This is a genomic window from Amycolatopsis sp. 505 (assembly GCF_031625235.1).
Lineage (GTDB): Bacteria > Actinomycetota > Actinomycetes > Mycobacteriales > Pseudonocardiaceae > Amycolatopsis.
In genome coordinates, this window is record NZ_JACKQP010000008.1 from 91,416 (window position 1) to 110,264 (window position 18,849).

Here is an 18,849-nt window from a genome sequence, read left to right on the forward strand (position 1 = left end):
CCTAACCCAGCAGCTGCTTCACCAGGGCCGCGATCTGGCCGGTTTCGATGAGGAACGAGTCGTGCCCGTACGGCGACGTCACCACGGACGGCTCTGGCGCGCCCGGGATGCCCGCCGCGATCTCCGCCGACTGGTACAGCGGGTAGAGCCGGTCGCTGTCGACGCCGGCGATCACCGCCCGCGCCGTCACGCGGCCCAGTGCCGCCGCCACGCCGCCGCGGCCGCGGCCGACGTCGTGGGTGTTCATCGACTCCGTCAGCACCAGGTAGCTGTTGGCGTCGAAGCGGCGGGCCAGCTTGGCCGCGTGGTGGTCCAAATAGGACTCGACGGCGAACCGGCCGCCGCGCAGCGGATCTTCGCCGTCCTGCGGAAGCCGGCCGAACCGCTGGGCCAGTTCGGGCTCGCTGCGGTAGGTGACGTGCGCGATCCGCCGGGCGATGCCCAGACCGGCCACGGGTCCCGAAGCCGCCGAGTAGTAGTCGCCACCACGGAAGAACGGGTCGCTGCGGATCGCGTGCAGCTGCGGGGCGGCCCAGGCGATCTGCTCGGCCGACGCCCGCGCGGTCGACGCCAGCACCAGCACCGAAGCCACTCGCGAAGGGAGCGAGACCGCCCACTCCAGCGCGCGCATCCCGCCCATCGACCCGCCGATGACGGCGGCCCAGCGTGAAACGCCCAGCGCGTCCGCCAGGGCCGCTTCGGCCGCGACCTGGTCCCACACCGTCACCACCGGGAACCGGCTGCCCCACGGCGTCCCGTCCGGATCCGGCGACGACGGCCCGGTCGAGCCCTGGCAGCCGCCCAGCACGTTCGGGACCACGACGAAGAACTCGTTCGTGTCCAGCGCCTTGCCCGGCCCGATCAGGCCGTCCCACCAGCCGGCGCTCGGGTGCCCCGGCTCGGCGGGCCCGGCCGCGTGGCTGTCGCCGGTCAGCGCGTGCTCGACGAGGACCGCGTTGGACGCGTCGGAGTTCAGCGTCCCCCACGTCTCGTACGCGAGCGTGAACGACGGCAGCACGCCACCGGCCTCGAGCGCCAGCGCGCCCGGGCCGGTGACGAACTTCCGGCGGCCCGGCGGATCGCCGATCCGCCAGGCGCCGGTCACGGTCACAGCTCCGCCTTGGCCGCCCGGAATCCGGCTTCGAGGTCGGCCTTGAGGTCCTCGATCCCCTCCAGCCCGACGGCGAGCCGGACCAGCCCGGGCGTGACGCCGCTGGAGAGCTGCTCCTCGGGCGTCAGCTGGCTGTGCGTGGTCGACGCGGGGTGCACGATCAAGCTGCGGACGTCGCCGATGTTCACCAGCTGGCTGTGCAGCTCGGTGCCGTCGACGAACTTCCGGCCCGCCTCGACGCCGCCACGCAGGTCGAACGACAGGACCGCGCCCGCGCCGCGCGGCAGGTACTTCTGCGCGTTGGCGAAGTGCGGGCTCGACGGCAGACCGGCGTAGTAGACCTTCTCGACCTCGTCGCGCTGCTCCAGCCACTCGGCCAGCGCCTGCGCGTTCGACACGTGCCGCTCGAGGCGCAGCGACAGCGTCTCGATGCCCTGCAGGATCAGGAAGCTGTTCAACGGCGAGATCGCCGCGCCCGTGTCGCGCAGGATCTGCACGCGCGCCTTGGCCGCGTACGAACCGGGACCGAGCGCCTCCCAGTACTTCAGGCCGTGGTAGCTCGGGTCGGGCTCGTTGAAGCCGGGGAACCGCTCCGGGTTCTTGCCGAAGTCGAACGTGCCGCCGTCGACCAGCACGCCGGCCACCGTGGTGCCGTGGCCGCCGAGGTACTTCGTCGCGGAGTGCACGACGACGTCGGCGCCGTGCTCGATCGGGCGCAGCAGGTACGGCGTCGGCACGGTGTTGTCGACGACGAGCGGGACGCCGGCCTCGTGCGCGACGTCGGCGACGCCCCGGATGTCGAGGACGTTGCTGCCCGGGTTGGCCAGCGTCTCGGCGAAGAACAGCTTCGTGTTCGGCCGGACGGCGGCGCGCCACTGCTCGAGGTCGTCCTGGTCGTCGATGAACGTGACCTCGACGCCGAGCTTCGGCAGCGTGTAGTGGAAGAGGTTGTAGGTGCCGCCGTAGAGCGACGGGCTGGAGACGAAGTGGTCGCCCGCGCCGGCGAGGTTCAGGATCGCCGCCGTGGTCGCGGCCGAGCCGGACGCGAACGCCAGCGCCGCGACGCCGCCTTCGAGCGCGGCGAGCCGCTGCTCCAGCACGTCCTGGGTCGGGTTCATGATCCGCGTGTAGATGTTGCCGGGCTCGGCCAGGCTGAACAGGTCGGCGCCGTGCTGGCTGTCGCGGAATACGTACGACGTCGTCTGGTAGATCGGTGTCGCCCGGGCCCCGGTGGCCGGGTCCGGCGCGGCGCCCGCGTGGATCTGCTTGGTCTCGAAGGACCACGCCGAGGTCTCGGTCATCGGTTTTCTCCTTGCGGCTCAAGGGGTTCGCGGAGGGCTGCCGAATGCGAAGCTACTTGCGCCGAACGGCCTACCCAACCCTTCCCACGTCCTGGGAGCCGATTTGCCTTGCCGGATGAATCTCTTTGTGTCTAAGATATCTGCCAGGGAGATTCACAGATGGGGAGATACACATGACCGAGCGGGTACAGGTACTGGTCGTCGGGGCGGGATTGGGCGGGCTGTCGGCCTCGCTGTTCCTCGCGCATGCCGGAGTGGACGTGCTGACCGTGGAGCGGCACGCGGGGACGTCGGTCCACTCCCGCGCCGCCGGGCAGAACTGGCGCACCATGGAGTTGTTCCACTGGGCGGGAATCGACCGCGAGGTGCTGGCGGCCAGCCCACGGGCGGCGCAGGGGCTGCGGATCACCGTCGCGACCAGCCTGGCCGGCCGGGTCCTGCACCAGCTGGTCCAGGACGGCAGCGAGTTCGACGTCTCGGCGTCGACCACCCTGCCCGCCGCCATGGCCGGCCAGGACGTCGTGGAGCCGATCCTGCTGGCGCACGCGGAAAAGGCGGGCGCGCGGGTGCGGTTCCGGACCGAGCTGACGGACCTGGCGCCGGACGACGACGGCGTCACGGCGACGCTGCGCGACCGCGAGTCCGGCGAAGAAACCGTGGTGCGCGCGGACTACGTCGTCGCCGCCGACGGCGGGCGCAGCGGGATCCGGCAGCGGCTCGGCATCGGGACCACCGGGGTGGACGCGCTCAGCCACTGCCTCGGCGTGGTGTTCGACGCCGACCTCGGCGACCGCGTCCACCCCGGCCTGACCGACCTGTTCTACCTGCAGCACCCGGACTTCACCGCCGGGTTCGTCACCACCGACGTGCCGGACCGGTACGTCTTCGCGCCGGACTACTTCCCGGACCGCGGCGAACGCCCGGCCGACTTCACCCGCGACCGGCTGGTCGCGATGATCCGCGCCGCCACCGACCTGCCGGACCTGGAGCCGGAGATCGTCTGGACGGGCTCGTGGGAGATCGCCGCGCGGCTCGCCGACCGGTTCCGCACCGGCCGGGTCTTCCTGATCGGCGACGCGGCGAAGGTGACGCCGCCGACCGGCGGGATGGGCGGCAACACCGCGGTCGGCGACGCCGCGGACATCGCGTGGAAGCTGGCCGCGGTGCTGCGCGGCGAAGCGGGCCCGGCACTGCTCGACACCTACGAAGCCGAGCGGAAGCCGATCGCGCGGATGGTCATCGACACGTCGCTGCACAACATGAAGCAGCGCATGCACCCCGATCTCGACGTCTCCGGGCTGACGAAGGCCGAGGACCAGCTGGCGATCACGCTCGGGTTCCGCTACCGCTCGACGGCCGTGCTGCCGGAGGAGCCGGACGACGGCGAGCGCGTCGAGGACGTCCGGGCGCCGACCGGGCGGCCCGGCTTCCGGGCGCCGGGCCTGGCGTCCACCGTGGACCTGTTCGGGCACTCGTGGGTGCTGCTGTGCGCGGGCGACGGCACGCGGTGGCGGCCGGCCGCGGCGGAGCAGGGCATCCGCCTCGACTGCCACGTGCTCGACGACGACGTCTTCGCCACCCGGTACGGCCTTTCGCGGGGCGGCGCCTCGCTGGTGCGGCCCGACGGAATCGTCGCGTGGCGGTCCCCGGAACCGGCCGAGGACCCGGCCGGCGAACTGCGGCGGGTCCTGACGGCGGTCCTTTCGCGCTAGCGCTGCTGCAGCGCGAAGCGGTTCCCCTCGGAGTCGGTGAACATCGACCACCAGCCCCACGGCTGCTTCTCCGGCTTCGCGGGGAATTCCACGCCCTTTGCCGACAGCTCCTCGTAGGTCTTCTCGATGTCGTCGGCGTACAGGAAGAAGTTCGACGTCGGGAGCTGGCCGGCGGTGGCGCGGGGGCGGTCCTCGGGGTTCTCGCTGAGCACGAGGATCGTCCCGTCCGGGGCGGTCACTTCGACCCAGCGCCGGCCCTGGTCGTCGTAGGGCACGTCCGTCGTCACCGCGAAGCCGACCACCGCCGACCAGAACTCCTTGGCCCGGGCCTGGTCCTCGACCCCGACCACGACCTTGCCGACTCCCCGGATGGGCATGACTCCCGCCTCTCTATATCCACCATGGATATAACCAGGGCGGAGTGTAGGCTCCCTCCATGGCCGACGGCAACCCGCTGACCCCCGCGGCGTTCCAGGTGCTCCTGGCGCTGGCGACGGGGCCGGGCGGGCGCGCGCACGGCTACGGGATCATGGGCTTCGTCGCCGAGGTCACCGGCGGCGCCGTCCAGCTGGGACCCGGGACGCTCTACCGGACGCTGACCCGGCTGGCCGCCGACGACCTGGCCGAGGAGCTCCCGGGCGAGGACTCGCGCCGCCGTTACTACCGGATCACCCCGGCCGGCCGCGCGGCCGCCGCACGGGAGACGGCCCTGCTCGCCCGGCTGGTCGCCGCGGCCGGGGACGCGGGGCTGACGGCCCGCCCGGAGTCGGCGTGAGCCGCCCGCTCGGCCTGGTGCCGCACCTGTTCGTGCGCGATGTGAACGTCGCCCTTTCCTTCTACGCCAAGGCGTTCGGCGCGGTGGAGCTGTTCCGCACGGTGCTGCCGGACGGCACGGTGCTGTTCGTCGAGCTGGCCGTGGGCGACGCGCGGCTGCTGGTCAGCCAGGAGATCGCGGCCCTCGACGCGCTGGCGCCGTCGACGATCGGCGGCACCCCGGTGCTGCTGACGCTGGAAACGGCGGACCCGGACGACCTCGCCCGCCGCGCGGTCTTCGCGGGGGCGACGGTCGAAGCGCCGGTCACGGAGATGTTCTTCGGGGAGCGGTACGGCCGGGTCGTCGACCCCGACGGCCACCGCTGGGCGTTGACGACCAAGCGGGAGCAGTACACGCCCGAGGACATCGACGCGCGGAAGCCATCCGGCATCTGATCAGCCGGCCGCGGGCCGCCGTCCGCTTCCGGCGAAGTGTTCGTGCAGCTCGCGGACGTGCTGGGCCCAGAACAGCCGGCGCCCGCCGCGGGTGCGGGGCACCGCCAGGCCTTTGCGCGCGGCCAGCCGGTAGAAGCCATGCTCGCGCGGCCGGCACTGGTCGTGAAGTCGAATCCGGCCACCCCCGTGCGCCGGGTCAGCGCGGCGGCGAATTCACCGAAGGAAGTCGTCCGGTCGACGACCGCGCGGGCGATCAGAATCGCCTTGCCCTCGTCGATCATCTTTTGCCATTCCGCCACGTCACGTCCGGACCAGCCTGCCACCGCACCCTTTCCGCGCGCCGGGATGAAATAGAGTCGGCGCCTTCCCGGACCCGGAATCGATCGGAGGGTTCGGCATTCGGAGAAATCCCGGGAGCGCCGTGAGCGATTCCCCCTGAACGCCTGCCGGGGTGGTACGACCGCCCGCCACCGCCCCGGCAGGCCGTCACGGCGTCGAAGCCGGCGTCCGGAAAGGACGGTTCCGCCGTGCCAGTGACATCCGGGGAGCGCGAGCGCGGGTCGTCCGGATGCGTGCTGCGCCACGCGGTCGCAACCGCTTTCCACGCCCTGCCGGGCCTCGCTCACCCCGGCGACCCTACCGAGCCGTCGCCGGGTTTCTCGGCGAGAATGCTCCCGTGGTATCGGTGCGCAGCGTGGTCGACCGGGTGGGGCCGACGCTGCTCCACGCGCTCCAGCTGCCCGACGACTCGCCCGCCGTCGCCGACGTCGTCATCGCCGAACCCGGCGGGGCCCTCACGCTGTCCGCCGGCGACCTCGTGCTCGGCGTCGCCACGACCGGCCCCGAAGACGCCGCCGAGCTGGTGAAGCAGAGCGCCGGACAGGGCGCGGCCGCCGTCCTGCTCAAGCCGCCGCTGGCCGCGAAACCGGCGGTCAAGCGGGCCGCGAAGGCCAGCGGGATCGCGCTGATCCAGGTGCACGCCGCGACGTCGTGGGCGCAGCTCGTCTGGCTGCTGCGGACCGTCCTGGACGCCCTGGCCGACGAATCGGAGGACCTCGATCCCGGGTCCGGCGACCTGTTCCGGCTGGCCGATGCCGTCGCGAGCGTCGTCGACGCGCCGGTGACCATCGAGGACACCAACTCGCGCGTGCTCGCCTACTCCGCCCGCCAGGACCTGACCGACCCCGCCCGCGTCGCCACGATCATGGGCCGCCGCATCCCCGACGACGTCCTCGCGCGGTTCCGGTCGCGCGGGGTGTTCCGCGAGCTGTCCCGCGGCCGGCAGACGATCTTCGTCCCGGCCCAGCGCGACGGCACGCTGCCGCGGCTGATCGTGCCGATCCGGATGGGCGGTGAGCTGCTCGGGTCGATGTGGGCGGTGGTCGCCGGGCCGGTGTCCGACGAGCGTGCGGCCGCGTTCGCCGACGCCGCCCCGGTCGTCGCGCTGCACCTGCTGCGGCGCCGCGCGCACACCGACGCGCAGCGCCGCGCGTCGGCCGAACTGCTGCGCGCGGTGCTCGAAGGCCACGCGAACCCGCGCAAGGCGATGGCGGAGCTGGACCTGTCCGACGAGCCGCACCGTGTGGTCGTCATCGAAGTCACCGGCGGCGACGGGCGCGACGCGGAGGGCCTGCGGCTCGCGTTGCTCGAACGGATCTCCCAGGGCATCGGCAGCCGCCCGGTGGCGACCGAGCTCGGCGGCCTGCTCTACGCCGTGGTGCCGGACCGCGCGGGCCCGGGCGGCTGGGCCGAGCTGCGCCACGCCCTGGCCACGCAACCGGCGTCCCGGCGCGGCGGAGCCCCGCGCGCGGCGGCGGGCTCCCCCGGCGGCCTCGCCGACCTCTCGGCGTCGCGCGCCCAGGCCGACGAAGCCCTCGGCCTGCTGCGCGCCGAAATCCTCACCGACCGCGTGATCGCCTTCGACGAGGCCTGGACGTCGCTGACCCTGCACCGCGGCGCGACCGCGGCGACCGCGGCCCGGGTCGCCGACCTCGGCCCGCTGAGCACCCTGCGCGCGCACGACGAATCGGGCAAGGCCGGGTACGTCGAGACGCTCTACGAGTGGCTGCGGCACCCGGGCGACCCGCGGGCGGCGGCGCGGGAGCTGCGGATCCACCCGAACACCCTGCGGTACCGGATGCGGAAGCTGCTCGAACTGGTACCGCTGGACCTCGACGACCCCGACGTCCGGCTGGCGCTGCTGATCCAGCTCGTCGCGGTGCGCTGGAGCTGATTGGGCCGTTCGGCCCAGTTTCTGATGTATGCACTAGTCCGCATGGATCGCGCCGATGGTACGGAGTGTCTTTTCCAGCCGAAAGATGGTGGATAAGGAAGATCGCGTGCCGCATTTTCTCTTCACCACCCGGGGTAGCCGGGTCGTTGCAAGAGGAGTTCCTCCATGAGCAGTTCGGAGCGGTTCGGCAAGGCCGTCAAGCTGGGCGCGGTGTCCGCGCTCTCCCTGGTCGCCCTGGTCGTCCCGGCGGCAGGAGCCGGGAGCGCCGTCGCGGCGCCGAGCGGCGACTGCTTCACCCCCGCCCACGCCGCGGACCGCAGCAAGGACGGGCGCGCCGACTCGGTGTCCCCGGCCGAGGCGGCCCGCATGGAAGCGGACCTGCAGAGCAAGCTCGCCGGCAAGCGCACGGCGTTCTCGGCCCAGGCCGCGGCCGCGGTGTCGATCCCGGTGTACTTCCACGTGATCACCAGCGGTTCGACCGGCAACCTGCCGGCGGCCACGATCAGCAAGCAGATCTCGGTCCTGAACAGCGCGTACGCGTCGAGCGGCTTCAGCTTCTCGCTGGTCAGCACCGACTACACGAACAACTCCACCTGGTACAACGGCATCACCGACGGCACCTCGGCCGAGCGCAACATGAAGAACGCGCTGCGCAAGGGCGGCGCGAACGCGCTGAACATCTACACGGCCAAGCTCGGCGACGACCTGCTCGGCTGGGCGACGTTCCCGTCGAACTACAAGTCCCAGCCGAAGCTGGACGGCGTGGTCATCCTCGACGAGTCCCTCCCGGGCCGCTCGGCGACGAACTACAACGAGGGCGACACGGCCACCCACGAGGTCGGCCACTGGATGGGCCTGTACCACACGTTCCAGGGCGGCTGCTCGGGTTCGGGCGACTACGTGTCCGACACCCCGGCCGAGGCCACGGCGACCTCGGGCTGCCCGGCGAGCAAGGACACCTGCTCGTCGGCGGGCGTGGACCCGGTGCACAACTTCATGGACTACAGCTACGACAGCTGCATGTACGAGTTCACCGCGGGCCAGGCCTCGCGGATGAAGAGCTCCTGGTCGGCCTACCGCGGCTGAGGTTCCCGTCTTCCCGCGGCGGAACCCGTGAAGGCCTTCCCGAGTCTCTCGGGGAGGCCTTCACGGCGTTTCCGGTGGGTTTGCTTCCGCTTCGCCGGGCGGTGTCGCGAATGACTCATTCGGGACGTCCGAGGTCCCGAATGAGTCATTCGCGACCTTCGAGAAGTGCCGGCCCCCCACCCAGAGTCGAAAGCACCCTTTCAGCTACTGCACCGCCCCGAAACGGCACTCTGGCCCCCATACCGGCACCCCGCCCAGACCTGCCCCGCCGCCCCGATCCGAAGCCAGCACGCGGACGGTGGTGCCGGGTCAAGGCACGCTTTCCCGCCTTGACCCGGTACCACCGGCCGTAGTCACAATCGAGCTTCGGGGTGGTGGGCACCCGGAACCACCGCGTAGCTCAAATCCTTCAGCACCAGCCGCGAAGGCCGCAGATACACCCAAACCGCCCCGACGTCCCCATACAGGTACTCCCGGAACCGCGGATCCCACCCCGACTCGTCGACTCCCAGGTACCGCACCAGCTTCCGCCGCCCACGAGCCACGTCGAACGGCCGCACCTCCGCCTCACCGCGAGCCAGGACCTGCAGGACCACCCCGGTCTCGAGCTCGCAGACATCCACCGTCAAAGCGATCCGCGACTTCGCATGGACGAGCGCCGGCAGCCGGGACCACGGCCCGCTCAGGATCCAGAACGCGTCGTCCTCCCACAGGTACCACGTGGGCCGGACCGTCGGCCCGTCCGTCGCCACCCGCGCCGTCAGCGGCCGGGCCAGGAAATCGTCGATCACAGGACCAGCAACGTCTTTCCCACCGTCGCGCGGGACTCGATCGCCGCGTGGGCGTCCGCCGCCTTCTCCAGGGGGAAGCGCTGGCCGATCACCGGCACCAGGCTCCCCTCGGCCGCCGCCGCCAACGCCGATTCCGTGAACGCCCGCAGCTCCGCCGGCGACCCGATCGACCGCACCAGCGAAACTCCCCGGGCCGCAGCGTCCTCTTCGGACACTTCGGCCCACGACCCGCCCGCCAGTCCGTACACCGCCATCCGGCCGCCCGGGCGCAGGAGCCCGAACGCCGCCGTGCCGATCGGCCCGCCCACTCCGTCGAACACGACGTCCACCGGGCCTGCCGCGGACGTCCAGTCCGGCCGCAGGTAGTCGACGACCGAAGAAGCCCCGCGCACCCGAGCCACCTTCGCCGGCCCGCCCGCCGCGCCGATCACCGTCGCTCCCGCCGCCTTCGCCAGCTGGACCAGCAAGCCGCCGACGCCGCCCGCCGCCGCCTCCACCAGGACCCGGTCACCCGGGCGCACGCCGGTCGCCCGCACCAAGCCGGTCGCCGTCCGGCCGTCCGCCAGGAGCGCCACCGCCGCGTCGAGGGACAGCGCGCTGGGCACCTCGAACACCGCCGCCGCGTCCACCGCGACGCGCTCGGCGTAGCCGCCCGAGCCACCCGTCGCCGTCACCACCCGTTGCCCGGCCAGCCCCGGGTCCACCCCCGCGCCGACCGCGCTGATCACGCCGCCGACGCCGTTGCCCGGGATCACCGGCAGCGACGCCCGGAACGGCCCCGGCGCGCCCGCCCGGAACTGCGTCTCGACGAACGTCGTGTTCGCGAAGGCCACCTCCACCAGCACCTGGCCCGGCCCGGGCACCGGATCCGGCGCCTCCCCCGGGACGAGCACTTCCGGGCCACCGAACTCTCTCAACCACACCGCACGCATGCCGCAACGGTGCAACTTCAAGTGAAGTCGAGGTCAAGGGGCTTGTTCCGGCAGAACCACGAATGCCGCCGAGAATTGTCCGGGCAGCACGATGACACCGCCGTCCGGGTGGCTCACCGTGAGTGGCAGCACCAACCGATTCCGGACGCTGACCGACCCAGGAGGCCGACCATGCGTATCGCCGTTCCCCGTGAGATCAAGAAGCACGAATACCGGGTCGCGCTGACCCCGGCCGGGGTGCACGAGCTGGTCGGGCGTGGGCACGACGTCTTCGTCGAGACCGCCGCCGGAGTGGGTTCGTCCATCACCGACGAGGAGTACGTCGCCGCCGGCGCGAAGATCCTCGCCACCGCCGACGAGACCTGGGCCGAGGGCGAGCTCGTCCTCAAGGTCAAGGAGCCCATCGCCGAGGAGTACGGCCGGCTCCGCCGCGACCAGGTCCTCTTCACCTACCTGCACATCGCCGCCGACCGGCCGTTGACCGACGCGCTGCTCGCCGCCGGCACCACCGCGATCGCCTACGAGACGGTGCAGACCGCCTCCGGCGCCCTTCCGCTGCTCGCCCCGATGTCCGAGGTCGCCGGCCGGCTCGCCCCGCAGGTCGGCGCGTTCTCCCTGATGAAGCCCAGTGGCGGCCGCGGTGTGCTGCCCGGCGGCATCCCCGGCGTCCACCCGGCGCGCGTCGTCGTCATCGGCGGCGGTGTCGCGGGCCTGAACGCCGCCCGCGTCGCGCTCGGCCTCGGCTCCGACGTCGAGATCCTCGACACCAACGTCGACCGCCTCCGCCAGATCGACAACGACTTCGGTGGCCGCATCCGCACGGTGACGTCGAACCGGCTTTCGGTCGAGGAGTCCGTGCTGCAGGCCGACCTGGTCATCGGCGCGGTGCTCGTCCCCGGCGCGAAGGCGCCGAAGCTGGTCTCGAACGAGCTCGTCGCCCGGATGAAGCCGGGCAGCGTGCTGGTCGACATCGCGATCGACCAGGGCGGTTGCTTCGCCGACTCGCGCCCGACCACGCACGACGACCCGACCTACACCGTGCACGAGTCCGTCTTCTACTGCGTCGCGAACATGCCGGGCGCGGTGCCCCGGACGTCGACCTACGGCCTCACCAACGTCACGCTGCCCTATGCGGTCCAGCTGGCCGAGCACGGCTGGAAGGCCGCGTTGCAGGCCGACGCCGCGCTGGCCAAGGGCCTCAACACGCACGACGGTGCCCTGACCAACGGCCCGGTCGCGGTGGCCCACGACCTGCCGCACACGCCACTGGACACCGTTCTCGCCTGAGCTGCTCCGCCCGAGCGGGCTCCTGTCGCACCGCGGCAGGGGCCCGCTCCCCTTTCCGCGGCCGCCGCCGTCCGAACGCGGTGGAGCGCCCGAAGTCAGGCTGCCGCGGTCACCACGTGGTAGCCGGCGCCGCGGACGGTCCGGATGGTTTCCGCGCCGAAGGGGACGTCGATCTTGCGCCGCAGCGCGCTGACGTGCACTTCCACCAGGTTGGCGGTGGCGGAGGCAGCGAAGTCCCAGAGGTTGTCGAGCAGTTCGGCTTTGGTGACGACCTGCCCGGGCCGTTGCATGAGGTAGGCGAGGAGGGCGAACTCCTTGCTGGTGAGCGTGATGTCGGTGGTGCCGCGCCGGCAGGTCCGCCCGGCCTGGTCGAGCTCGAGGTCCCCGAGTTTGAGAACGCCGGGCCGGGTGGCGCCGCCACGCCGGATGAGCGCGCGCAGCCGGGAAAGCAGGACGCCGTAGGAGAAGGGCTTGGGCAGGAAGTCATCGGCCCCGGTGTCGAGGGCCTCGATCTCGTCGTCCTCGCCGTCCTTGGCGGTGAGCATCAGGATCGGGGTGCTGTTCCCCTGGTCCCGAAGCCGCCGGCAGACGCGGTACCCGTTGAGCCCGGGCAGCATGATGTCGAGGACGATGGCGGCATAGGGGTGCTCACCGGCGTGCCAGAGGGCATCCCGCCCGTTGTGGGCAACATCGACGGCGTACCCCTCGGCACTCAGCCCGGCCCGCAACGCCTCGGCAAGCCGCCGTTCGTCTTCAACGAGCAAGATCCGCACCGCGCAACGATGCCACAGCCCAGCCCCCACCTTCACACCCAACCCAACCAGCACGGGGGCTGGCTTCACGCCCAACCCAGCTAAGGTCCGGCAGGGCTGGAAGCCGGGCGGAGGCACCGTGGGGGGTCCGGGGGGCTCGGCCCCCCGGGTAATACGACGAAGTCGACATGAGCGGCGAAGCCGCGAAGAAGGAGACGAAGGGGCGACCCGCTCAACCAGCCTGGGGGTCACTGGGAGCGGGCCGCCGGTACCTAGCTTAGAGGGGTTTGGCGGACTTGGCTGCACCGGGTCGGCAAGTCGCACGAATTCTTTACCAAGTTGATCGCCGGGAGAGCACGAATCCTCTGGTCAGTGCCACTGGAGACCGGATCGGCCGGTAGCGGAAAGTGACGAAGGTCGCTCTCGGGCGTTCCGTGCGCGCGAGCGTCGCCGGTAGGGCAGGATGACGCCGCATCAGCGGGGAACGTTAGGGGACGGTATGCACGACGGCAGTGGCCGGATTGTGGTGCAGAACCTGAGCAAGCGGTTCGGCGCAGTGAACGCCGTGCAGAACCTGAGCTTCACGGTCGAACCTGGTTCGGTGACGGGGTTCCTGGGTCCGAACGGCGCGGGCAAGACGACGACGTTGCGCATGTTGCTCGGGTTGGTGACACCCACTTCGGGGATGGCGACGATCAACGGGCGGCCGCATTCGCAGCTGGGGAATCCGGCGCGGGTGGTGGGCTCGGTGCTGGAGAACGAGGGGTTCCACCCGGGCCGGACGGCGCGCAACCACCTTCGGGTGTACGCCGCGGCCATCGGGGTGCCGGATCGGCGTGCGGACGAGGTGCTCGGCCTGGTGGGCCTGGGAAGTGCCGCGGACCGGAAGGCGGGCGGGTTCTCGCTGGGCATGCGGCAGCGGCTGGCGCTGGCGACGGCGCTCCTGGGTGATCCGCAGGTGCTGGTGCTGGACGAGCCGACGAACGGTCTCGATCCCGAGGGCATTCTGTGGTTGCGCAACTTCCTGCGTTCGTACGCGCGGGAGCAGCGGCGGACGGTCCTGGTTTCGAGTCACCTGCTGAACGAGGTCGAGCAGCTGATCGACCAGGTCGTCATCATCAGCCAGGGGGTCACGCGTTATTACGGCCCGCTGGAGCAGCTGCGCAAGAGCCAGCAGTCGCGGGTGCTGGTGCAGCCGGCGGATCCGTCGGGGTTGGTGAAGGTGTTGCAGGACAACGGCATCGTCGGGGTTTCGCCGACGCCGGACGGCCGGGTGGCGGTCGCCGGGTCGAGTGTCCAGCAGATCGGTGACATCGCCGCGAAGGCGGGGATCGCCGTCTACGGGATGCAGGAGGAGCACGCCGATCTGGAGCGGATGTTCTTCCAGTTGACGCAGGGTCAGTACACCGGCGCGCCGGGCCAGCCGCCGCCGGGTTACCCGCCGCAGCCGCAGTACCAGGGCCCGCCGCCCGGTTATCCGCCGCAGCAGCACTACCAGCAGGGCCCGCCGTCGGGCCCGCAGCAGCAACAGCAGCAGCAGTACTGGGGAGGACCGCAGCAGTGATGGGCAACCTGATCAAGGCGGAGTTCCGCAAGACGCTCTCGCTGAACACGTGGTGGGTGCTGCTGATCCCGCTGGTGCTGGTCGCGTTCTGGATGACCTTCGCGTGGGGCAGCCTCACGAACGATTTCGCGGACTTCCTGGGCAGTAAGGACGCCCGGCAGGTCAGCGAGATGATCGGCCTCGACCCGAGCAAGATCCCGGTGGGGCTGCTGGCGCTGGCGCACGGGGTGAACATCGCGCAGCTCGTCCCGGCGTTGTTCGGCGTCTTCGCGCTGGCCGGGGAGTACCGCAACAAGACGATCACGACGACCTTCCTCACCGCGCCGAACCGGGTTTCGGCGCTGACCGCGAAGATGCTCACCTACCTCGTGTGGGGCGCTCTCTACGGTTTGATCAGCTTCGGCGTTTCGGCGCTCGCGGTGATGGCGTCGGTGGACTCGGGCCGCTGGCCGTCGGCGGGTCAGTGGCTGGCCGCGCTCGGCGGGTCGGTGCTGGCCGGGGCGCTGGTGACGTTGTTCGGCATCGGGTTCGGCGCGGTGCTGCGCAGCGTGCCGCTGGCCGTCGTGCTGCTCATGGTGTGGTTCCTGATCCTGGAAAACGTCGTGGTGATCGTGTTCTGGGCCTGGCTGGACATCGACATCCTGGGCGGGATCCTGCCGAACGGCACCGCGAACGGGATCGTCGGCGGCATCGCGGCGGACGCCTTCGGGTTCAACTCGCTCGCCCTGCCGGCCAGCGTGGACTCCGGTTCGCAGCTGGTGCTCCAGCTGACGGCGGGGGCGCCCGGTGTGCTCTCGTGGTGGGCGTCGGCGCTGATCTTCCTCGCGTGGACGATGCTCTTCTTCGGCCTCGGCTGGGCGGGCAACCAGAAGCGCGACATCACGTAGTCCGGCTGTTCGCGAAGGCCACCTCGAGCTGCTCGAGGTGGCCTTCGCGGCGTTCGGGGAAATATTTTGTCGGTGGTGGCGCTTACTGTCACAACGTGACCGTTGCTCCGCCTCGCTCCCGTCAAGAGCTCCCACCCGCCGAGACGGCCGGCTGGATCCGCCGGCTGTCCGCCGCGGCGTGGGAGCACCGCGTGCTCGTCGTGCTGTCGCTGCTGGCCGCCGCCTTCGGCGTCGGCGTGCAGGCCGTGAGCCCGCTGCTGGTGCGCACGGCGGTGGACGACGCGGTGGCCGGGCAGACCGGCGGGCTGCCCGGGATCGCCGGGTTCCTGGTGGCGCTGCAGCTGGTCGCCTTCGGCACCGCGTTCGCGCGCCGCTACCTCGGCGGGAAGCTCGCCCTCGACGTGCAGCACGATCTGCGCCAGCGGGTCTTCAACGCCGTTTCGCGGCTGGACGGCGGCAAGCAGGACGCGCTGCGCACCGGCCAGGTCGCCTCGCGCGCGATCTCGGACCTGCAGCTGGTGACCGGGATCCTGATGCAGGTCCCGCTGTCGTTCGGCTCGGTGGTCTTCGCGCTGCTGTCGTTCGTCGCGATGCTGTGGCTGTCCCCGGTGCTGACGCTGATCGCGCTGGTCGTCACGCCGGCGGTCGGCATCATCGTGGCGCGCAGCCGCAAGCGGCTCTTCCCGGCCACCTGGTCGGCGCAGCAGCGCGCGGCGGATGTCGCGCAGCAGGTCGAGGAGACCGTCACCGGCGTCCGGGTGGTCAAGGGTTTCGGCCAGGAGACGCGGGAGGTCTCGAAGCTGGAAGCGACCGCGCGGAAGCTGTTCGGGGAGCGGCTGCGCGCGGCGAAACTGTCGGCGGTCCCGACGGCGACCACCGCCGCGCTGCCGGCCGCCGGTCAGGTCGCCGTGCTCGGCATCGGCGGCGTCCTCGCGCTGAACGGGTCCATCACGCTCGGCACGTTCCTGGCCTTCGCCACCTACCTCGCGACGCTGATCGGGCCGGCCCGGATGCTGTCCGGCCTGGTCGTGCAGGCGCAGCTGACCCGGGCCGGCGCCGAGCGGGTGTACGAGCTGATCGACGCGCAGCCGGAGGTCGTCGACGCGCCGGACGCGCGGCCGCTGCCGGAGGGGCCGCTGGGCGTGGAGCTCGAGGGCGTCCGCTTCGGCTACACGCGCACCGAACCGGTGCTGGACGGCCTGTCGGTCACCGCGAACCCGGGCGAGACCCTCGCGCTGGTCGGCACCGCCGGTTCCGGGAAGTCGACGATTTCGCTGCTGCTGCCCCGGTTCTACGACGTGCACGAGGGCTCGGTGCGGGTCGGCGGCCTCGACGTCCGGGACGTCCCGCTGCGGCAGCTGCGGCAGGCGATCGGCGTGGTGTTCGAGGAGGCGTTCCTGTTCTCCTCGTCGATCCGGGACAACATCGCCTACGGCCGTCCGGACGCCACCGACGAGGAGGTCTTCGCGGCGGCCAGGGCCGCGGAGGCGGACGGCTTCATCCGCGCGCTGCCGGACGGCTACGAGACGCTGGTCGGCGAACGCGGGCTGACGCTCTCGGGCGGGCAGCGGCAGCGGCTGGGGCTGGCCAGGGCACTGATCACGGACCCGCGGATCCTCGTCCTCGACGACGCGACCTCGGCGATCGACACCGTCACCGAGGCGGCCATTTACGACACCCTCCGATCGGTCACCGCGGCCCGGACCACCCTGTTGATCGCGCACCGGCGGTCCACCCTGGCGCTGGCGGACCGGATCGCGGTGCTGGACGAGGGCCGCGTCGTCGACGTCGGCACCGAGGCCGAGCTGATGGCGCGCTGCCCGCTGTTCCGCGAGCTGGTGGCGGGCCCGGGCGACGACGTCGAGGAGAAGCACCGCTGCGAGAGCCTGGACTCCGGCCGGGACGGCGTCACGCCGTCGCTGTGGCCGCGTGACGAGAGCCGCGACGAGGTCGACGAGCTGGCCGAAGCCGCGCGGATGCGCAGCGGCGACCCGAACAGCAGCGGGTTCGTCGGCGGGGGCGGCGGCCTCGACGTCCCGCCGACGCCGGAGCTGATCGAGGGCGTGCGCAAGCTGCCGCCGGCCGTCGACGAGCCGCGCCTGCCCGGCGTGGACGTCACCGCGCCCGACCCGAAGTTCCGGCTGGCCGGGTTGCTGCGGCCGGTCCGCTGGCCCCTGGCCGTGGTGATCGCGCTGGTGGCGGCGGACGCGCTGGCGTCGATCGCGCTGCCGGGGCTGTACCAGTTCGGCGTCGACCACGGCGTGCGCACCGGGGTCGAGTGGGTGATCTGGCTCGCCGCCGGGATCGGCGCCGTGGTGATCGCGGCCGACTGGCTGGTGGTCTTCGCGCAGACGCGGCTGACGTCCCGGGTGGGCGAGACGGTGCTGTACGCGCTGCGCGTCCGCAGCTACGCGCACCTGCAGCGGCTCGGGCTCGACTACTACGAGCGGGAGCTGTCCGGAAAGATCATGACCCGGATGACGACGGACGTCGACGCGCTCTCGACGTTCCTGCAGACCGGCCTGGCCACCGCGGTGGTGAGCGCGCTGACGCTGGCCGGGATCACGGCCGCGCTGCTGGTCACCGACGCCGGCCTGGCGCTGTACGCGCTGGCGATGGTGCCGGTGCTGGCGGTGGCCACGGTGATCTTCCGGCGGTCGGCGTCGAAGGCGTACAACGAGGCCCGCGAGCGGGTCAGCGTCGTGAACGCGGACATGCAGGAGAACGTCAGCGGGCTGCGCGTGGCGCAGGCGTACACGCGCGAAGACCGCTCCGCGGAGGCGTTCGCTTCGCGCAGTGACGACTACCGGCGCTCGCGGCTGCGGGCCCAGCGGTACGTGGCGACGTACTTCCCGCTGGTGGCGCTGCTGTCGGACCTGGCGACCACGACGGTGCTGGTGGTCGGCGCGAACCGCGTCTCGGCGGGCACGCTGTCGGCCGGTGTGCTGCTCGCGTTCCTGCTGTACCTGCAGCAGTTCTTCTCGCCGATCCAGCAGCTGTCGGCGGTGTTCGACGGCTACCAGCAGGCGAGCGTCGGCCTGAACCGCATCGGCGACCTGCTGCGGACGCCGACGTCGGTGCCGGCGGCGGAGCACCCGGTCACGGTGCCGGAGCGGCTGCGCGGCGAAGTCTCGTTCAAGGAGGTCGGGTTCTCCTACGCCGGCGCGGAGTCCCCGGCGCTGGCGGAGTTCTCGCTGGACGTCGCGGCGGGCGAGACGATCGCGCTGGTCGGCGCGACCGGCGCGGGCAAGTCGACGGCGGTGAAGCTGGTGGCCCGCTACTACGACGTCACCGGCGGCGAGGTCCGGATCGACGGCACGGACGTCCGCGAGTACGAGCTGGCCGGCCTGCGCCGCCGGATGGGCGTGGTGCCCCAGGAGGCCCACCTGTTCTCGGGCACGGTCGCGGACAACGTCCGCTACGGCCGCCCGTCGGCCACGGACGCGGAGGTCGAGGCGGCGGTCCGCGCGGTCGGAGCGCTGGACGGCGTCGCGGCCCTGCCGGCGGGCTTCCTGCAGCCGGTGGGCGAGCGCGGCCGCTCCCTGTCGGCGGGCCAGCGCCAGCTGGTGGCTCTGGCCCGGGCGGAACTGGTGGACCCGGACGTCCTGCTCCTCGACGAAGCCACCGCGGCCCTCGACCCCTCGACGGAGGCGGCGGTCCTCCGAGCGACGGAGACGGTCGCCCGCCGCCGCACCACCTTCGTGGTCGCCCACCGCCTCGCCACAGCCGCCCGAGCAGACCGCATCGTGGTCCTCGACCACGGCCGGATCGTCGAAACCGGAACCCACGCCGAGCTCCTGGCCGCCAACGGCCCCTACGCCCGCCTCTGGTCCCTCGGCTGACCGTGCGGAAAGGGTCGACACGCGTGATCCGGAAGTCGACACGCGTGATTGAGGAGTCGACACGCCGGAAAGCCCGGGCTACGCCGTGTCGACCCTCCAATCACGCGAGTTGACCCTCCAATCACGCGTGTCGACCCTCCAG

Annotated in this window: 16 protein-coding genes; 10 read left to right on the forward strand and 6 right to left on the reverse strand. The window is 71.9% G+C overall.

Annotated features, from left to right (window positions below; translation table 11 throughout):
- Position 1 precedes the first annotated feature (1 nt).
- Entirely contained in the window at positions 2-1,111 is a 1,110-nt protein-coding gene (locus tag H5965_RS28230) for a homoserine O-acetyltransferase (protein ID WP_310973355.1), read from the reverse strand.
- Positions 1,108-2,412 (reverse strand): bifunctional o-acetylhomoserine/o-acetylserine sulfhydrylase, encoded by a 1,305-nt coding sequence (locus H5965_RS28235; protein WP_310973357.1) that lies wholly within the window; start codon positions 2,410-2,412, stop codon positions 1,108-1,110. The genes H5965_RS28230 and H5965_RS28235 overlap by 4 nt, the downstream gene beginning before the upstream one ends.
- A gap of 173 nt (positions 2,413-2,585) precedes the next feature.
- Between H5965_RS28235 and rdmE the strand changes: the two genes are divergently transcribed.
- A complete protein-coding gene (gene rdmE, locus H5965_RS28240) occupies positions 2,586-4,124 on the forward strand; it encodes an aklavinone 12-hydroxylase RdmE (RefSeq protein WP_310973359.1) in 1,539 nt (512 codons plus the stop codon).
- On the opposite strand, the gene H5965_RS28245 is transcribed toward rdmE, so the two are convergent.
- Positions 4,121-4,501, reverse strand: a complete 381-nt coding sequence (locus H5965_RS28245) for a VOC family protein (RefSeq protein ID WP_310973360.1) — start codon at positions 4,499-4,501, stop codon at positions 4,121-4,123. The genes rdmE and H5965_RS28245 overlap by 4 nt on opposite strands.
- Positions 4,502-4,560: 59 nt before the next feature.
- Here H5965_RS28245 and H5965_RS28250 point away from each other — a divergent pair, with 59 nt between their 5' ends.
- The 5 genes from H5965_RS28250 to H5965_RS28270 all read left to right on the forward strand — a co-directional run bounded on the left by H5965_RS28250 (position 4,561) and on the right by H5965_RS28270 (position 8,652).
- Positions 4,561-4,899, forward strand: coding sequence for a helix-turn-helix transcriptional regulator (locus H5965_RS28250; protein ID WP_310973361.1), 339 nt, complete (start codon positions 4,561-4,563; stop codon positions 4,897-4,899).
- Positions 4,896-5,333: a VOC family protein gene (locus H5965_RS28255; protein ID WP_310973363.1), complete on the forward strand. Its 438-nt coding sequence runs from the start codon at positions 4,896-4,898 to the stop codon at positions 5,331-5,333. The genes H5965_RS28250 and H5965_RS28255 overlap by 4 nt, the downstream gene beginning before the upstream one ends.
- Positions 5,334-5,375: 42 nt before the next feature.
- Positions 5,376-5,687: a hypothetical protein gene (locus H5965_RS28260; protein WP_310973365.1), complete on the forward strand. Its 312-nt coding sequence runs from the start codon at positions 5,376-5,378 to the stop codon at positions 5,685-5,687.
- A 322-nt stretch (positions 5,688-6,009) separates the two neighbouring features.
- Positions 6,010-7,566, forward strand: coding sequence for a helix-turn-helix domain-containing protein (locus tag H5965_RS28265; protein WP_310973367.1), 1,557 nt, complete (start codon positions 6,010-6,012; stop codon positions 7,564-7,566).
- A 165-nt stretch (positions 7,567-7,731) separates the two neighbouring features.
- Entirely contained in the window at positions 7,732-8,652 is a 921-nt protein-coding gene (locus tag H5965_RS28270; RefSeq protein ID WP_310973368.1) for a zinc metalloprotease, read from the forward strand.
- A gap of 353 nt (positions 8,653-9,005) precedes the next feature.
- On the opposite strand, the gene H5965_RS28275 is transcribed toward H5965_RS28270, so the two are convergent.
- Complete coding sequence (locus tag H5965_RS28275) at positions 9,006-9,443, reverse strand: pyridoxamine 5'-phosphate oxidase family protein (RefSeq protein ID WP_310973370.1); 438 nt, start codon at positions 9,441-9,443, stop codon at positions 9,006-9,008.
- Positions 9,440-10,375: a zinc-binding dehydrogenase gene (locus H5965_RS28280; RefSeq protein ID WP_310973372.1), complete on the reverse strand. Its 936-nt coding sequence runs from the start codon at positions 10,373-10,375 to the stop codon at positions 9,440-9,442. The genes H5965_RS28275 and H5965_RS28280 overlap by 4 nt, the downstream gene beginning before the upstream one ends.
- A gap of 171 nt (positions 10,376-10,546) precedes the next feature.
- Here H5965_RS28280 and ald point away from each other — a divergent pair, with 171 nt between their 5' ends.
- On the forward strand, positions 10,547-11,662 hold the full coding sequence (gene ald, locus H5965_RS28285) for an alanine dehydrogenase (RefSeq protein ID WP_310973373.1): 1,116 nt from the start codon (positions 10,547-10,549) through the stop codon (positions 11,660-11,662).
- A gap of 95 nt (positions 11,663-11,757) precedes the next feature.
- Here ald and H5965_RS28290 read toward each other — a convergent pair whose 3' ends face one another.
- Positions 11,758-12,435: a response regulator transcription factor gene (locus tag H5965_RS28290; protein ID WP_310973374.1), complete on the reverse strand. Its 678-nt coding sequence runs from the start codon at positions 12,433-12,435 to the stop codon at positions 11,758-11,760.
- Positions 12,436-12,913: 478 nt separating this feature from the next.
- On the opposite strand from H5965_RS28290, the gene H5965_RS28295 reads away from it, so the two are divergent.
- The 3 genes from H5965_RS28295 (at position 12,914) to H5965_RS28305 (ending at position 18,707) form a co-directional block, all read left to right on the forward strand.
- Positions 12,914-13,978 (forward strand): ABC transporter ATP-binding protein, encoded by a 1,065-nt coding sequence (locus tag H5965_RS28295; RefSeq protein ID WP_310973375.1) that lies wholly within the window; start codon positions 12,914-12,916, stop codon positions 13,976-13,978.
- The gene (locus tag H5965_RS28300; protein ID WP_310973376.1) at positions 13,978-14,865 is read left to right on the forward strand and encodes an ABC transporter permease subunit; all 888 of its coding nucleotides are present in this window, start codon (positions 13,978-13,980) and stop codon (positions 14,863-14,865) included. The genes H5965_RS28295 and H5965_RS28300 overlap by 1 nt, the downstream gene beginning before the upstream one ends.
- Positions 14,866-14,960: 95 nt before the next feature.
- Positions 14,961-18,707, forward strand: a complete 3,747-nt coding sequence (locus tag H5965_RS28305; RefSeq protein ID WP_310973377.1) for an ABC transporter ATP-binding protein — start codon at positions 14,961-14,963, stop codon at positions 18,705-18,707.
- Positions 18,708-18,849: the final 142 nt, after the last annotated feature.

Bases quoted from the DNA above. Each gene is read 5' to 3' on its own strand.
- H5965_RS28270 (WP_310973368.1), top strand. From the start codon at position 7,732: ATGAGCAGTTCGGAGCGGTTCGGCAAGGCCGTCAAGCTGGGCGCGGTG.
- H5965_RS28300 (WP_310973376.1), top strand. From the start codon at position 13,978: ATGGGCAACCTGATCAAGGCGGAGTTCCGCAAGACGCTCTCGCTGAAC.
- ald (WP_310973373.1), top strand. From the start codon at position 10,547: ATGCGTATCGCCGTTCCCCGTGAGATCAAGAAGCACGAATACCGGGTC.
- H5965_RS28235 (WP_310973357.1), bottom strand. From the start codon at position 2,412: ATGACCGAGACCTCGGCGTGGTCCTTCGAGACCAAGCAGATCCACGCG.
- H5965_RS28280 (WP_310973372.1), bottom strand. From the start codon at position 10,375: ATGCGTGCGGTGTGGTTGAGAGAGTTCGGTGGCCCGGAAGTGCTCGTC.
- H5965_RS28245 (WP_310973360.1), bottom strand. From the start codon at position 4,501: ATGCCCATCCGGGGAGTCGGCAAGGTCGTGGTCGGGGTCGAGGACCAG.
- H5965_RS28295 (WP_310973375.1), top strand. From the start codon at position 12,914: ATGCACGACGGCAGTGGCCGGATTGTGGTGCAGAACCTGAGCAAGCGG.
- H5965_RS28250 (WP_310973361.1), top strand. From the start codon at position 4,561: ATGGCCGACGGCAACCCGCTGACCCCCGCGGCGTTCCAGGTGCTCCTG.
- rdmE (WP_310973359.1), top strand. From the start codon at position 2,586: ATGACCGAGCGGGTACAGGTACTGGTCGTCGGGGCGGGATTGGGCGGG.